Genomic DNA, 14832 nt, shown 5'->3' with positions numbered 1-14832 from the left:
TGGCGAACAATTTCGACCTGCCAATGATTGTTATCGAACTCGTGATCGTCCGCAGGGTTGAAATTACTAAATAAATTTGTATTTAGCCGAAGCCGAACAAACACCAACGGCCAGTGAGCCGCAAAAAGGCGATATGGAGTTGTTCGTTATTAGTTGTTCGTTGTTTGATAAGTAAAGTATTATTAATTGGTGCTTTATTAAAAATAATACTCAAAGCTAATTTTGGCAAAATACCTATTTTTAAATTTTTGTCTTCGTAAATGGTTCTGTTATCTAGTCTAAGGTCTAACGTCCAATATCTAACATCTAAAAAATGACCAAACTCAGCGTAAACATAAATAAAATTGCTACGCTCCGGAATGCCCGGGGTGGCAACCGGCCCAACCTGGTACAAAGCGCTTTAGACTGCGAACGATTCGGATCTCAGGGGATTACGGTACACCCCCGGCCCGACGAGCGCCACATTCGCTACCAAGACGTGCTGGATTTAAAAAAAGTAGTAACCACTGAGTTTAACATAGAAGGCAACCCTACGCCGGAATTTTTAGAGCTGGTAAAAAAAGTAGTACCGGAACAAGTAACATTAGTGCCCGATGCGCCCGATGCCATCACCTCTAATGCGGGTTGGGATACCTTGCGCCATCAGGATTTTTTAAAAAAAATTATCGCAGACTTAAAAAGCATCGGCACCCGAGTGTCGATATTCGTAGACCCGGTGGTAGAAATGGTAGAAGGAGCCGCTGAAACCGGTACCGATCGTATTGAATTATACACCGAAGCCTACGCCAGCCATTACCACCAAAACCGCGATCAAGCCATTGCGCCGTACGCCCAAGCTGCCGAGCGAGCCGTAGCCTTAGGTTTAGGCATTAACGCGGGCCACGATCTGGATTTAGATAATTTAAAATACCTGAAGCAAAATATTCCGGGTTTACTGGAGGTTTCCATTGGTCACGCGCTTATTTGCGACGCGTTGTATTTAGGCCTGGAGAATACGATTCAGCTTTATTTACGTCAGCTTTCTTAAAATTAGCAATTTGATTCAGCCCTTCGAAATTAATGATTTTTTAAAATATTCGGCCCAGCGCCATATTCCGGTGCTAGATGTGCGGGCACCCAAAGAATTTACCGAAGGACATATACCAGGTGCTGAAAGTTTACCCTTATTTACCGACGACGAACGGGCCCAGATAGGAACGGCTTATAAACAAATCAGTAAAGACAAAGCGGTATTACTTGGCCTGGATTTATTCGGCCCAAAAATGTCCAGGATGGTGCGGGAAGCCGAAAAACTGGCGCCGGGCAAAGAAGTAATGCTGCATTGTTGGCGCGGCGGCATGCGTAGTTCCGGCGTGGCCTGGCTTCTGGATTTAGCCGGATTTAAAGTAAACTTACTCCAGGACGGCTATAAAGCTTACCGGCGATTAATACACCAAACTTTTGAGCAACCCCTCCCCTTACTATTAATCGGCGGCATGTCGGGCAGCGGCAAAACCGAGGTACTGCAGGAACTGCATAAATTAGGGGAGCAGGTTATTGACCTGGAGCAACTGGCCCACCACTGCGGTTCGGCTTTCGGCGGCATTGGCAAAGAACCACAGCCTACCATGGAGCAATTTGAAAACCACTTAGGATTAGCTTTATTGCAAGCCAACCACCAGCGGCCTATTTGGCTCGAAGACGAAAACATTACCATTGGCCGCGTGAACTTGCCCAAACCGCTCTACGACCAAATGCAACAGGCCCCGCTTTTAAAGTTAGAAGTACCCCAAGCCATGCGCATTCAAAAACTAGCCGAGAACTACCGGTCAGCCGATAAAGCATTATTAGAAAACGCAATAGAACGCATAAAAAAACGCCTAGGCGGCCTGGCCTACAAAGAAGCCCTACAGGCCATTGAAACCGGCGACATCGAGAAAATGGTGGAACTGGCCCTGGGTTACTACGATAAAGCGTACACTTACCAGTTAGCGCATAAATCTGCGCACCAGATTATAACCGTACCATTAGAAAGTACGAATGCCCCGGAGAATGCCCGCAAGATTTTAGAAATGGCAGATTTAAAAGAGTTGCTGTTTCCAGGAACAACCAAAATTTAAAAATTCCATAACTTTTTTAAAATCTCCTGTTGCATCTCTTTATCCAGATAAATAAATCAAATTTTTAAATTTTCTACTTTCTGTAGAATACTGGTTAGCTTCGTGGTTATATACATTCTATCGAAGAACAAAATTTTAAAAGCTACCCTAAAGCTTAACCCGCCTAAAACATGCAAGACCTTAATAATAATATTAAACTAACCCAGTACAGCCACGGTGCTGGTTGCGGTTGCAAAATTGCGCCGAAAGTACTCGACACCATTCTGCATACTACTTTTAAAGCGCCCGAAGATAAAAACCTACTGGTAGGGAACAGTTCCCGCGACGATGCGGCCGTGTATGCCTTAGGTGATGGTACGGCCATTATCAGCACTACCGATTTTTTTATGCCGATTGTGGACGATGCGTTTGATTTTGGCAAAATTGCTTCGGCCAATGCCATTAGCGATGTGTATGCGATGGGTGGCAACCCTTTGATGGCGATTGCCGTGCTGGGCTGGCCCGTAAATACTTTGCCCGCCGAGGTGGCCCAACGCGTAATTGAAGGTAGCCGCGCTATTTGCCACGAAGCGGGCATTCCGCTGGCCGGTGGCCATAGCATCGATAGTCCGGAGCCCATTTTTGGTCTGGCGGTAACGGGCTTGGTAAACATCGCGCATTTAAAACAAAACAATACGGCCACCGCTGGCTGCGAATTGTACCTCACCAAACCTTTAGGCGTGGGCATCCTGACCACGGCGCAGAAGAAAAACATTTTAAAACCCGAACACGCGACTCTGGCCCCGCAGCAAATGATGCAGCTAAATAAAATTGGTGCTGAATTAGGCAAAATACCGGCGGTTAAGGCCCTAACCGATGTAACGGGTTTTGGTTTGCTGGGCCACCTGTCCGAAGTATGCGAAGCCAGCAACTTACAAGCCATCGTTAATTTTGCAAAAGTGCCTCGCTTGCCCGAAATAGACGAATACCTGGCGCAAAAATCGGTACCCGGCGGCACTACCCGCAACTGGGATAGCTATGGTCATAAAATAAGCGAAATCACCGATTACCAACGCGCCATTCTCTGCGATCCGCAAACCAGCGGCGGCTTACTCGTCGCTGTTGACCCCACGGACCGGGAAGAAGTAATGCCGGTTTTTCAGGAGTTTAATTTAACTTTAGAGCCTTTTGGTTATTTACAAGAACCAGAAAATAAGCGCGCGTTAATTACTGTTGCGTAAAAATTTAAAAAAATCGTACCTGTTACCAGCCGGTTCAAACAAAACGTTACATGTCGTTATACTTAAATCTGATTAAAACGCTGGGCCTGTTAGTAGGTGGTTTGTACGCGTTGCGGTTTTTAATCGGGCTGTTTTCGCGGCGGCAAAGCACCTTTACCCTGGATTTTCACCGGCAGTTTTCTTTGCTTTTCTGGTCTATTTTGTGTTTTTTAGTTTTAATTCCCTTAATAGGCGCACTCATAAACTCCGCCGCGGCACTGCTGCCCATCGAAACAATATTTTTAATTGTAGCTTCTACCCTACTGTTATCTTTTTCGCTGCCTACTTTTTTTCTGCACAGCCAATACTGGCGGTTTAGCCGGCCATTTTTAGTGGAAATAGATAAACGCAACGAGTCGTTTAAGATTTACAACTTGCAGCACAAGCACTTTTACGCGAAAGAAAAAATCATGCGCACCACCTATACCCGCTGCCGTTCGCGCCAGTATTTCTGGAGCCAGTACGAGTATCTTACCTTCGAAATGACGAACGGCGATAAAGTAATCGTTACTTCGCTCCTGCTGCCTTTAAACCAACTCACCAAGTTTTTACCCACCACAACCATCCAGACGCAAACCAAAACCATTTGTTGGCTGTAAGAGGTTGTGGGTTGTAAAGTTGGAAGGTTAGAAGGTTCAAAGTTTAAGGTTATAACTATACCCAGTTACCGATACCACAATAAACCGATTGAGGTGCCCGGAATAGCGGTAAACGGCTCCGTTGTTCCGCACGTTTTAAGCTAGCCTGGTAAATGATAATTGGAACAACCGCCTCTCCTTCCCTGTTTTTAGGGAAGGTGCCCTTTCGGGCGGAAGGGTAAAAACACCCGAGCAATAAAATAAACTATAGCTGTTGCGATGCCAACAAATAGCATATCTTGTCGCTTTACTTACCTTTACCCTTGAATCCGGATGAATTTTTAAAAATTTAAAATTATCATGCAACTACACTACCGCGACTTAGGCCAAGGCACTCCTTTTGTAATTCTGCACGGCTTATTCGGGCTTTCGGATAACTGGCAAACCTTAGCTAAATTCTGGAGCCAGAAATACCACGTGTACCTGGTAGATTTACGCAACCACGGTCGCTCCCCGCACAGTAACGAATTTAGTTACGACCTGATGGTGGAGGATTTAGCAGAATTTATAATTGAACACCAACTCCAGAATCCGGTAATTATGGGCCACTCCATGGGCGGTAAAGTAGCCATGAATTTTGCCTTAAGTTACCCGGCCCAGGTAAGTAAACTGATTGTGGTGGACATTGCGCCCCGTCCCTACCCGGTGCACCACCAGGATATTATTGATGGCCTAAACGCCATTGATATTTCCAAGATGACCAGCCGGAACGAAGCCGAAGCTGCTTTAAGGCCATACATTCCGGAAGCCGAAACCCGTTTGTTTTTATTAAAGAATTTATACCGCCGCGAAGACAATTCGTTTGGCTGGCGCATGAACCTGGCGGCCATTGAGGCGTGCATTGAAGAAGTAGGTCGCGAAACCACCTCGGATACCCCGTTTATTAAACCCACGCTATTTATAAAAGGCGAGAAATCGCGCTATATTCAGGAAAAGGATTTACCGGCCATTCAACAATTATTTCCGCAGGCACAAGTGGAAACCGTGGCGAATGCCGGCCACTGGGTACACGCCGAAGCGCCCGAAAAGTTTTACCAACTGGTTGTTGACTTCATCAAATAAGCTATGCTGGCTCCCGGTATTATCTACCTGATTCCGACGGTACTCGCGGAAGAAACAGCGCCAGCGGTTATTCCGGCGCAAGTAGCCCAATGCATGGCTGGTCTGGAGTACTTTATCGTGGAAAATGCGCGTACGGCCCGGCGTTACATTAAAACCATGGCGCCCGAAAAAGTAATCGAGTCGCTGCAAATAACCGTAGTTGATAAAAACTCATCCGAAGCCGAAGTAAAAAAAGCCTTGGAACCCGTTACAAAAGGAAAAAGCGCCGGCATTATTTCGGAAGCCGGTTGCCCCGGCGTAGCCGACCCCGGAGCCGAAGTTGTAAAATGGGCGCACCGGGCCGGGATAAAAGTAGTGCCTTTGGTTGGGCCTTCGGCAATTCTGATGGCTTTAATGGGTTCGGGTTTTAACGGCCAGTCTTTTGCGTTTCACGGGTATTTGCCCATCGAGAAAAAAGACCGGGTACAAGCCATCCGGAATTTAGAAAAAGACATGCTGCAGCGCGACCAAACCCAGATTTTTATGGAAACGCCGTACCGCAACAACCAACTGCTCGCGGATTTGCTGCAACAGCTAAACCCCACCACGCAACTGTGCATTGCGGCCAATATTTCCGGCACCAACGAGTTTATTAAAACCACTACTATTGCTAAATGGCAAGGCAACCTGCCCGATATTCATAAACAACCCGCCGTTTTTTTAATTTATCGTTCGTAATCAGCGTTGGTTTTATGTTCTGGGTGGTGCGTTGGCTGTTTTTTTTAAATTTTTACGGTTTTGTTATTCTAAATGGCTTTCCGCAGCAAGGGTCAGTACCCGCTAAACCGCCGCTGCAACGCTACGAATACAGCCGCCCGCAGATGGGTACTATTTTCCGGGTGGTGCTTTTTGCCCCTTCCGAAAGTATAGCCAAAGTTGCCGCTGAGGCCGCGCTAAACCGGGTAGATACGCTCAATCAAATATTAAGTGATTACATTCCGGACAGCGAATTAAATAAACTTTCGGCTACCGCTGGTACTATCCAAGCCGTTCCGTTAAGCCCGGATTTATGGGCCGTTTTGCAAAAATCGCAACGAGTTTCCCGTAAAACAAACGGAGCCTTCGACGTAACAGTGGGCCCCGTGGTGCAACTCTGGCGACGAGCCCGCCGGCAACACCAAATGCCTTCGCCGGAAGCGCTGATTAAAGCCCAAGCTACTACCGGTTACCAGCATATAATTTTAAAAAAAAAGCAAAAAACTGCGCAATTACTAGTACCCGGCATGCAGCTGGACATGGGCGCGATTGGCAAAGGCTACGCCGTAGACGAAGCCATGCGGGTGCTGCAACAACATAAAATAAAGATAGCTTTAGTAGATGGCGGCGGCAATATCCGGGTCAGCCAGGCGCCACCCGGCACCCCAGGCTGGGAAATTGATTTAAGTATTAGCAACGAAACCGATCATATTGGTGGCCAGAAGATTTATCTGAAAAATGCCGGCGTAGCTACTTCCGGCGACTTATACCAGTTCGTGGAAATTAACGGCCAACGGTACTCCCACATCATTAATCCGTTTACCGGTTTAGGCTTAACGGATCAGCGACGGGTAACCATTGTGGCTAAAAACGGCACCGATGCCGATTGGCTTTCTACGGCTTTAAGTGTTTTACCCACTGCCCAAGGTATAAAACTAGCAAATCGCACGCCCCAAGCCGCGGCATCTATTGTCTGGAACACCAATGGTAAACTGCAACAAGCGCAATCACGTCGTTTCCGGCAGTTAAAATGGGTGAAATAAATTTTATTTGCGTTAGCTGTTTAGAGCGTGTTTAAAAAAAGAGGAATAAACATTTGCCTTGCTTTCCCCTATAATTATTTTTAAAACCTTAATAAATCTTTGTGGAAAGGAATTCATCCGTATACTAAGGCGACCCTTTAATCTAAAATTTAAAAAACTAGAGTTAATACGTGTGCACGATCCCTTCCTGTAAAGCCTGTTCATATTTTTCTTTCACAAACTGATACAAGTAAGGTGATCGGTGCGCCCCGATAGACCGGCGTTCTTCTAATTTCTGAATTAGGCCTAAAGCGATTAACTTTTTAGCAAAATTACGCTGATCCAGTTCCTTGCCCAGAATGGATTCGTAGAGAGAATGGATTTCGGGCAGCGTGAATTTTTCGGGTAAAAGGTTATACCCAATGGGTTGATGATAAATCTGTAATCGCAGCGTTAACAAAGCTTTATCGATGGCTTCATTGTGATCAAATAAAAGCTTTGGCACCGCAGCTACGTCCCACCACTGATAATCTTCGGTAAAAAAATCTGTTTGAACACGCACTTTCGAATAATCCACGAGGGCAAAATAGCCAATTGCTATCGTTCGCTTTAACAACCAGTTATCATCTTCTACTTGCAGATTAAATTTGTCTCTGAATTCCTGCGGACTTCTTTCCTGAACCCGGTAAGGCGAATCGCCGAAAACATAAAACTGCTGCAGAAACAAATTGCTCAAACTCGTTTTTTCCTTTAATATCCGGTGAGCAGCTTTACTTAAAGGTTCTCTTTGCTTTATAAATCCTCCCGGTAAGCCCCAATCTTTATACCCTTTCCATTTCAGGAGTAAAATTTTAAGCTGCTGCTGATGGTAGCCCAAGATTACCGGGTCGATGCTCAGGTGCGTGAGGTACTCCTGGTAACCATTCTGGATAAAATCATTTACATCTGCTTCGGTGTTCATGCTATAAATTTAAAAAAATCATTCCGTAAAATATACATATTGGTAAAATATCCTTTATCTTTATTACGTAAATATTACGAATTAATATTTTACTGTTACAGAAAACTTAGTTATTAAACCATTTACCTTAAAACCCTTATTACATCATGAAAAAGTTAAGCCCCCGGTTTATTTTTAGTTTTTTATCTCTGGTATTGTTTGCCGCCAGTTTACAAGCCCAAACCATCTCGGCAGATTATTTTGTGGGTACCTGGAACGTGAAAGCTTTTGGCTTACCCGATGGCGATAAAGATTTAATTATTCAATTTGAAAAAAAGGATGGAAAACTAAGCGGCGGTTTTGTGGACCCGGCAACCAAAAAAGTGATCAACCCTTTTACTCGTGTGGACTTGGCCTCTAATAAATTAACAGCCAATTTTATAGCTCCGGAGCAGCAAATGGATGTGTACCTGACTTTAGAAAAGAAAGATGATACCAATGTTACCGGTAGTATCATGGATATGTTTCATATGGAGGGTACCAAAGCTAAGTAATAGTATCCCGCTAAGGCTGTTGTTTACTTTCACCCGTTTATGAAATCTCATGTGTCTTCTTTGCTCCCATTTTAAAATGGGATGCCTTCCGGATAAAAAATAAATGCGGCATGACTGCAAGCCCGAAGCTTTTCCTTTAATTAATTAAAATACAACTTGTTAAAGTATTACTCATTAAAAAGACACCTTATTGGCAAAGGTGTCTTTTTGATGAGTAAATTAATCTTTTGCCCAGCGTTTTATTTACCAAAATATCCTATTTTGTAATGGCTAAAAGAAGCTCCCACTTAAAAAATGCTGCTATGAAAACTTTATTATACGCTTGTTTTATTTGCCTGATAGCCCTAATTGCTTGTAGTCAAAACAAACCCACCACGGAAAATGCTACCAATACAAACGCCGTTACTAGCGATGTACCCAAAGCCTGGAAATTTGGCGTAGCATTATGGACGTTTCATACTTTTAACTTTTCGGAGGCCTTAGCTAAGGTAGACAGTGCGGGGGTGCAGTTCGTAGAACCCAATACCTTTCATAAAACAGGGCCTGAGCTAAAAGATTCTTTAATTCTGCAACTTTCGCCGGCGGGTTTAACCAAACTTCGGACGCTTCTGGACCAGAAAAAATTAACCGTTGGCTCGGTTTACATCGTTGGCGATTCTACCGTTTCTTCCTGGCAGAAACAATTTGAAATAGCCAAACAGCTAGGAGCTACTTTCGTAACCGCCGAGCCCCCCCTAAACATGTGGGATAGTGTAGATAGCTTGGCCGGAGTTTACCACCTGAAAGTAGCCATTCATGAACATTGGAAAGGCGTGAGCCGCTACTGGCACCCCGATTCAGTTTTAGCCGCTATAAAAGGTCACCCCAACTTTGGCGCTTGCGCTGATCTGGGTCATTGGCCCAAGAGCGGAATTAACCCCCTGGAAGCTGTGAAAAAGCTGGAAGGGCACATCATTGGGGTTCATTTAAAAGATATTGCCGCTTTTAATGATCCGAAACTCCAGGATGTACCAGTAGGAACGGGTGTTGTTGATTTTCCTGCTATTTTCCGGGAATTAAAAAAGCAGCAGTTCAAAGGGTATATTTATATAGAACGCGACGCCGAAGATAAGCCTAGTAACCTGCCGTCCGTAATCCAAACGGTTAAGTATTACACCCAACAAGTCCAGCAGGTGCAATAACGCTGCGTACAGCATTAAACCAAAAACTATTGTTTAGCATATAGTAGTGCTCGTGGCTGTAGCCAAAGTAACCGGGTTGTTTTGGCTAATAGTGTTTACCGGAAATGAAAAAATTTAAAAAAAATATCCTCGGGAGCCTGCTTGCTTTCATCTGGCTGGGAGGCACTGCCATGGGTATATTTTTTTATAAAATTACCTACGGCTTTCCGGTTACTTATGAAACCGAAAAACCTGTAATTCAATTTCCTTCGGGCCAAGCCGCTATATTGGTCTTTTCGAAAACAACGGGCTTTCGCCACGGAGCGGCCATAGCGGCCTCTAAGCTTGTTTTTCAAAAAATAGCGCAGCGAAACGGATGGTTTTTGTATTACACCGAACAAGGAGGCGTTTTTAATCCGGAGCAGCTCCGACAATTTAAGGCTGTTATCTTTAATAATTCTACCGGTCGGGTGCTCCATGATACGCAGCAACAAGCCTTAAGCCAGTATGTAGCAGAAGGTGGAGTTTTACTGGGTATACATGGTGCCGGCGATAACTCGCATCACTGGCCCTGGTATGAGAACAGCTTACTCGGCACCCGCTTCTCGCATCATTCGCTCAAACCCCATTTGCAAAAAACCGTTGTACATATCAATTCGGCCGGCAACACCACTTTATTTAAAAATTTACCTTGCTCGTGGGTTCACGAAGATGAATGGTATGTTTTTTTTAACCAACCCCAAGAAGCGCATATAATAGCGTACATCAACGGAAATCAAATTATTCCTGATGGGAATTGGCTTTGGGGTACAGATAAAAACTTCGGGATGGGTAGCTATCACCCCGTAGCGTGGTACCGGTTGGTGGGAAAAGGAAAAACTTTTTATACTTCCATGGGTCACAGCAAAGAAGTGTGGCAAGACCAAAACTTTATTCATCTCGTGGAAAATGCCCTCTATTGGTCTATACAGTAATTTAAAACACATGGTAGTTGCTTTTAATAAAGTTCACCAATAACGTGCCGGTGTAATAATACGGAGGATTATGGCTGGGTGCATCCGGTGCGTATTGCTACGGTAAAATTTTAAAGCAAAACATCCTTATTGAGATGCAACAAGCAAACAAAATATTACCTAGAGTAATTTATATTAAGTACTCGGACAAAATTAATTAAGTGCATAACTTATAATAAAACATTGATTATTAGTGTCTTATGAATCGAACAACCAACAACTACTAACGAACAACTACTTATTTATTAAGTCGAACACCATCTATTGCCGGCGTAAACTACTTTTTCTAAACTCCTCATAAGAAAGTAGTTCCTAAATCTGCCTCCTGCACAAAAATTTAAAAAATCCGGTAAAACAATGCTGTTACTTACTCCCTTTATTCTCCTTCTTCATACCCGTTTGTGTAAAGTATATTTATTCTGCTCGCCCGTATAAATCATGGGTCTGGTACCTCTTTTAAAAATTCAGACAATTTAAGATATCCTTTAAGATAAAATAAATTAAATTTAAGCCCTTTAGCATTGATTCACAACCATTTAAATATCATTATTTCTGAATATTAATTTCTAATCAATTGCTTCTGAACCAGCTCATAGTGCTTTCAAATTACGTCTACATCTCTCGTTTATGGCGCTTGAATTAAAGTCGCTGCCCGCGAAACGGATCATTGGAAATTTATTTAAAAATTAACTTTTCTATTTTACCCTTAATTTAATTTGGATGATTTTACAAGATTTAACCCCTCATCCATCGCTAACGGAATTCGTGCAGTGTTACCGGATCGTTCACTTTGACTTTGTGCAGGCGCCCGAGCCAGTATTTAAAGCGTATGCACCCCGGCCGGAAGTATGTCTTCATTTCTTTCTGCGGGAACGCGAGCTGGTTCAATTAGGTGATGGCCCCAAAGTAGATTATAATTTTCCTGTCGTTCTGGCCGGCCAACAGACGGCGGTTCTAAATCGGTATCTGATGGGCAAAAATTTTATCACCTTCAACATTGCTTTTCAACCTACCGCCTTATTTCAACTAACGGGTATTTCAGCCTTCGAGTTAACGAATCAATACCTGGATGCGGAACTTATTTTTTCAAAAAATATTCGCCTTATTCTGGAGCAATTGCAAAATGCTGCCAGCTACCACCAAATGGTAACCATCGGGGACCGCTTTGTTACTTCTTTAGTCAGCAATGCCCGAAGAGAAACGCACCGATTAGATACTATAAGCCGGATGATGATCTATTCGGGTGGCAAAGCTTCGCTGAACTGGCTTGCCGGGGAGTCGTGCTTATCTACTAAACAATTTACGAGAAAGTTTTATGAACGCACCGGCGTAAATCCTAAAACCTACCTGAGAATCATTCGGTTTACCAAAGCCATTCATCTGAAGAACGCTTATCCGCATAGAGATTGGTTACGAATTGCTTTGGAATGTGGGTATTTCGATTACCAGCACTTAGTTAAAGATTACAAAGAATTTACCAAACATATCCCCAACGACTTTCATCTATTAGAAAATAACTCGCCGGAGAGTAGGCTGGGTATTGCCTCGGAAGTTTACAAAAGCCGGGCGCAGGCTTCTATCCCGGTCATGTAATAATGTCCTTTTTTTACCAGTGGTTTGTCCTTTTTTTACCACTAGTTATTGGTAGATAACCCGCAAATTTGCTTCATCAAATATTTGATTATGAAGTTAATTTATTTTCTACCATTAATTTATTAGTAATGATCCATAATGCATTTTCTCCATCCAGTAAAACTTACCTATTCGTTCACGGAGCCTGGCATGGCGCCTGGTGCTGGAATAAAGTAATTCCGTTGGTACAAGCCAAAGAACATAAGGCCATTGCCGTAGAACTACCGGGGCACGGCCCAGATAATGGGCGTATTTCCCAGATTAGTTTAAATGACTACGTAAACGCAGTAGTAAAAACAGCTAATGACCAAATCGGGCCGGTAATCTTAGTCGGACATTCCATGGCCGGTATCGTTATTGCACAAGCTGCGGAAAAGCTAGGTAGTAAAAAAGTTTCGGCCTTAATTTATCTGGATGCCTTCCTGCCCCGAAACGGGGAATCGCTGTTTGCGTTGGTAGAAGCAACGCTGCAACACTTGCCACCCCATGCCTCCAGAAAACCTTATCTTGTAGAGAATATTATTACTGCGGAGGATTACCAAACTAACTGGGTAAATCCCGAAATGGCCGCGCAGATTTTTTATCACGATTGCTCCGACGAAGATAAAAAGTTTGCCTTAGCCCGGATTTCCCAAGAACCAGTTGCGCCCTTGGCAACTCCCCTTAGTTTAACGGATGAGATTTACGGCGTGATCCCTAAATACTTTATTCTTTGTACGGAAAGTCAAGACATGGATAAGACCTTCCTGTCGACCCACGTGCCTTGTGAGAAAGTGTATACGCTTGCCAGCAGCCATTCTCCTTTTTTCTCCATGCCTGAAAAATTAGTGGAGATACTAACTGAACTAAAATAAGCCAGTAGTACTGTATTTTTGGCCAGACAACTCCCATGGATCATTGTTAAAATTTAAAAAATGATCCGTAATGGTTGCCGTTAGCGCTTGTTACCAGTACAGGTTTTTATAGCAGGCCAGCTGTTTTTATACATTCGTGTTTTTTACTATTTACTTAATCAAAAGGATAATCTACGTTAGGCGCCTTTTCCTTGCTTTACTTACCGTTCAGAACTTATCTAATCAATTATCAAATTCCGCATTTTATGAAAACAAAGTTTCTGCCCTTTTGGGCAACCGGGGTACTATTGCCTTTATTACTGCTGATCTCCTGTAAAGATGATCTGGAAAATACAAAAATTAATTCAACCAAGACTTACCTGTTGGTGCACGGGGCCAGCCACGGAGCGTGGGCCTGGAAGAAAGTAGCGCCCCTTTTACAAACCCAGGGCCATCGGGTTTTGGCAATTGACTTACCTGGTCACGGTAACGATCAATCCCCGCCGGAAAAGGTTACGCTGGACGATTATGTGCGCCAAGTAGTGGATGTGGCAAAGGCGCAGCCCGGACCCGTTATTTTGGTGGGCCATTCTGCCGGTGGCGTTACCATTGCCCAAGCGGCGGAGCGGTTGGGAGTTGCCAAGGTAGAGAAGTTGATTTTTCTGGATGCGTTCCTGCCCCAAAACGGAGAGTCTGTTTTTTCGCTGGCTGCCAAATTTATACCTCCTCCGGGAACGGGCAAACCTACTTTCACCGATAGTTTTATCTTCGACCAAACGGGAGCTACTTTTACTTTAGATACTGCTAAAGTAGTTAACTTTCTTTATCACGACTGTTCGGCCAAAGATATTGCGTTTGCGAAAGCAAATCTGGGTAAGCAACCAGTAGCCCCGTTCGCTACACCGGTGCAGGTTACCGAGGCTATTTACGGGGTTATTCCTAAATATTACATTGTTTGTACGGAAGCCCGAAATGGAAATATGTCCGAAATGGCGAAAAATGTATCCGTCAACAAAGTAGTTACATTAGCCACTAGTCATTCGCCCTTCTTTTCCCGGCCGGAAGCCTTGCTTGACCTGCTGATTAGTTTCAATACTAACTATTAATGGCGACCACTTTGATATCCGTATTTCTGCTTTTAGCCCCAGCGCTAGCAGCGCAGCATATTGCCGATTCGCTGGCCATCCTGGCCATCCTTCAGGAAGAAGTAACTTCCTGGAACAATGGCGATGCGCCGGCTTATGCCAAATATTTTTCCGAACACGGAACGTTTACTAATATTCGAGGTATGTATTTTACCGGGTACAAACAATTCTTCGACCGGCACGTGGATTTGTTCCAAGGGATATTTTCAAAAACGGTATTGCAGCAGGAAATAATTTCCCTGCGGTTTTTAGGATCTGATGTGGCCATTGCAGAAACGCTTACCTGGATTTCCAAGTTCTCCCCAACTAATGTGCCTCAAGGAGTACCTGTTGATTCCCTAGGACGGATCTATACGCGACTCCTGCAAGTTTTTCAAAAAGAAGCCGGTGATTGGATGATTGTGGCCTACCATAACATTGCCTTGAAAGCCGGCACTCCGGTTCCGGAACCCGAATGAGGAGCATTAAAATTTCAGGGTAAACAGTTATCAGCAACGGCTAACAGCACCCCGCGAGCGGATGATTTCTAGCATTTAATTTTAGAATAATTCAGAGAAATTTAAAAATTTAAAAATTACTCATCCGGGAATCGTTTTTAAAAGAAAAATCCCCGAATACGGGGATAGATTCCTTTCCTGATTTTACAGGTGGTTGCTTTTTCTTACTAAAACTACCTTTTTTGGGTATTGTTGTTAAAGATTAAATTTCCGCACTTTGTTTTTGAATATCAGGCACTTGTC

At 43.8% G+C, this 14832-nt stretch carries 15 protein-coding genes; 14 read left to right on the top strand and 1 reads right to left on the bottom strand.

Annotation, left to right across the window (positions count from 1 at the left end; all coding sequences use genetic code 11):
• Positions 1–313 precede the first annotated feature (313 nt).
• From AHMF7616_RS23755 to AHMF7616_RS23725, 7 genes are all read left to right on the top strand, one after another.
• Positions 314–1027 carry a pyridoxine 5'-phosphate synthase gene (locus AHMF7616_RS23755; RefSeq protein WP_115375153.1) on the top strand — a complete coding sequence of 238 codons (714 nt, stop codon included), beginning with the start codon at positions 314–316 and terminating at the stop codon, positions 1025–1027.
• 10 nt (positions 1028–1037) lie between these two features.
• The gene (mnmH, locus tag AHMF7616_RS23750) at positions 1038–2099 is read left to right on the top strand and encodes a tRNA 2-selenouridine(34) synthase MnmH (protein WP_199474334.1); all 1062 of its coding nucleotides are present in this window, start codon (positions 1038–1040) and stop codon (positions 2097–2099) included.
• Positions 2100–2269: 170 nt separating this feature from the next.
• Positions 2270–3319 (top strand): selenide, water dikinase SelD, encoded by a 1050-nt coding sequence (gene selD / locus AHMF7616_RS23745; protein ID WP_115375152.1) that lies wholly within the window; start codon positions 2270–2272, stop codon positions 3317–3319.
• A gap of 50 nt (positions 3320–3369) precedes the next feature.
• Positions 3370–3957, top strand: coding sequence for a PH domain-containing protein (locus AHMF7616_RS23740; protein WP_115375151.1), 588 nt, complete (start codon positions 3370–3372; stop codon positions 3955–3957).
• Positions 3958–4296: 339 nt separating this feature from the next.
• Positions 4297–5058 (top strand): alpha/beta fold hydrolase, encoded by a 762-nt coding sequence (locus AHMF7616_RS23735; protein WP_115375150.1) that lies wholly within the window; start codon positions 4297–4299, stop codon positions 5056–5058.
• Between the two features lie 3 nt (positions 5059–5061).
• Positions 5062–5775: an SAM-dependent methyltransferase gene (locus tag AHMF7616_RS23730; RefSeq protein WP_115375149.1), complete on the top strand. Its 714-nt coding sequence runs from the start codon at positions 5062–5064 to the stop codon at positions 5773–5775.
• Positions 5776–5789: 14 nt separating this feature from the next.
• Positions 5790–6836: an FAD:protein FMN transferase gene (locus AHMF7616_RS23725; protein ID WP_115375148.1), complete on the top strand. Its 1047-nt coding sequence runs from the start codon at positions 5790–5792 to the stop codon at positions 6834–6836.
• 163 nt (positions 6837–6999) lie between these two features.
• On the opposite strand, the gene AHMF7616_RS23720 is transcribed toward AHMF7616_RS23725, so the two are convergent.
• The gene (locus tag AHMF7616_RS23720; protein WP_115375147.1) at positions 7000–7776 is read right to left on the bottom strand and encodes an NUDIX hydrolase; all 777 of its coding nucleotides are present in this window, start codon (positions 7774–7776) and stop codon (positions 7000–7002) included.
• A 146-nt stretch (positions 7777–7922) separates the two neighbouring features.
• Here AHMF7616_RS23720 and AHMF7616_RS23715 point away from each other — a divergent pair, with 146 nt between their 5' ends.
• From AHMF7616_RS23715 to AHMF7616_RS23685, 7 genes are all read left to right on the top strand, one after another.
• Positions 7923–8309, top strand: a complete 387-nt coding sequence (locus AHMF7616_RS23715) for a hypothetical protein (protein ID WP_115375146.1) — start codon at positions 7923–7925, stop codon at positions 8307–8309.
• 302 nt (positions 8310–8611) lie between these two features.
• Positions 8612–9490 carry a sugar phosphate isomerase/epimerase family protein gene (locus AHMF7616_RS23710; RefSeq protein WP_115375751.1) on the top strand — a complete coding sequence of 293 codons (879 nt, stop codon included), beginning with the start codon at positions 8612–8614 and terminating at the stop codon, positions 9488–9490.
• 104 nt (positions 9491–9594) lie between these two features.
• Positions 9595–10443, top strand: a complete 849-nt coding sequence (locus AHMF7616_RS23705) for a ThuA domain-containing protein (protein ID WP_115375145.1) — start codon at positions 9595–9597, stop codon at positions 10441–10443.
• A 759-nt stretch (positions 10444–11202) separates the two neighbouring features.
• Positions 11203–12075, top strand: coding sequence for a helix-turn-helix domain-containing protein (locus tag AHMF7616_RS23700; RefSeq protein ID WP_115375144.1), 873 nt, complete (start codon positions 11203–11205; stop codon positions 12073–12075).
• Between the two features lie 128 nt (positions 12076–12203).
• The gene (locus tag AHMF7616_RS23695; RefSeq protein WP_147275773.1) at positions 12204–12968 is read left to right on the top strand and encodes an alpha/beta fold hydrolase; all 765 of its coding nucleotides are present in this window, start codon (positions 12204–12206) and stop codon (positions 12966–12968) included.
• A 245-nt stretch (positions 12969–13213) separates the two neighbouring features.
• Positions 13214–14053, top strand: a complete 840-nt coding sequence (locus AHMF7616_RS23690; RefSeq protein ID WP_115375142.1) for an alpha/beta fold hydrolase — start codon at positions 13214–13216, stop codon at positions 14051–14053.
• Positions 14053–14550, top strand: coding sequence for an SgcJ/EcaC family oxidoreductase (locus AHMF7616_RS23685; protein ID WP_115375141.1), 498 nt, complete (start codon positions 14053–14055; stop codon positions 14548–14550). The genes AHMF7616_RS23690 and AHMF7616_RS23685 overlap by 1 nt, the downstream gene beginning before the upstream one ends.
• The last annotated feature ends 282 nt before the right edge of the window (positions 14551–14832 follow it).

This window comes from Adhaeribacter pallidiroseus (assembly GCF_003340495.1).
GTDB classification, from domain to species: domain Bacteria; phylum Bacteroidota; class Bacteroidia; order Cytophagales; family Hymenobacteraceae; genus Adhaeribacter; species Adhaeribacter pallidiroseus.
Note: the sequence above shows the minus strand (reverse complement) of the source record. Positions and strands in the feature narration are given on the sequence as shown.

Coding starts and splice junctions, on each gene's coding strand:
- AHMF7616_RS23755 (WP_115375153.1), top strand. CDS start 314: ATGACCAAACTCAGCGTAAACATAAATAAAATTGCTACGCTCCGGAAT.
- selD (WP_115375152.1), top strand. CDS start 2,270: ATGCAAGACCTTAATAATAATATTAAACTAACCCAGTACAGCCACGGT.
- AHMF7616_RS23740 (WP_115375151.1), top strand. CDS start 3,370: ATGTCGTTATACTTAAATCTGATTAAAACGCTGGGCCTGTTAGTAGGT.
- AHMF7616_RS23735 (WP_115375150.1), top strand. CDS start 4,297: ATGCAACTACACTACCGCGACTTAGGCCAAGGCACTCCTTTTGTAATT.
- AHMF7616_RS23730 (WP_115375149.1), top strand. CDS start 5,062: ATGCTGGCTCCCGGTATTATCTACCTGATTCCGACGGTACTCGCGGAA.
- AHMF7616_RS23725 (WP_115375148.1), top strand. CDS start 5,790: ATGTTCTGGGTGGTGCGTTGGCTGTTTTTTTTAAATTTTTACGGTTTT.
- AHMF7616_RS23720 (WP_115375147.1), bottom strand. CDS start 7,776: ATGAACACCGAAGCAGATGTAAATGATTTTATCCAGAATGGTTACCAG.
- AHMF7616_RS23715 (WP_115375146.1), top strand. CDS start 7,923: ATGAAAAAGTTAAGCCCCCGGTTTATTTTTAGTTTTTTATCTCTGGTA.
- AHMF7616_RS23710 (WP_115375751.1), top strand. CDS start 8,612: ATGAAAACTTTATTATACGCTTGTTTTATTTGCCTGATAGCCCTAATT.
- AHMF7616_RS23705 (WP_115375145.1), top strand. CDS start 9,595: ATGAAAAAATTTAAAAAAAATATCCTCGGGAGCCTGCTTGCTTTCATC.
- AHMF7616_RS23700 (WP_115375144.1), top strand. CDS start 11,203: ATGATTTTACAAGATTTAACCCCTCATCCATCGCTAACGGAATTCGTG.
- AHMF7616_RS23695 (WP_147275773.1), top strand. CDS start 12,204: ATGATCCATAATGCATTTTCTCCATCCAGTAAAACTTACCTATTCGTT.
- AHMF7616_RS23690 (WP_115375142.1), top strand. CDS start 13,214: ATGAAAACAAAGTTTCTGCCCTTTTGGGCAACCGGGGTACTATTGCCT.
- AHMF7616_RS23685 (WP_115375141.1), top strand. CDS start 14,053: ATGGCGACCACTTTGATATCCGTATTTCTGCTTTTAGCCCCAGCGCTA.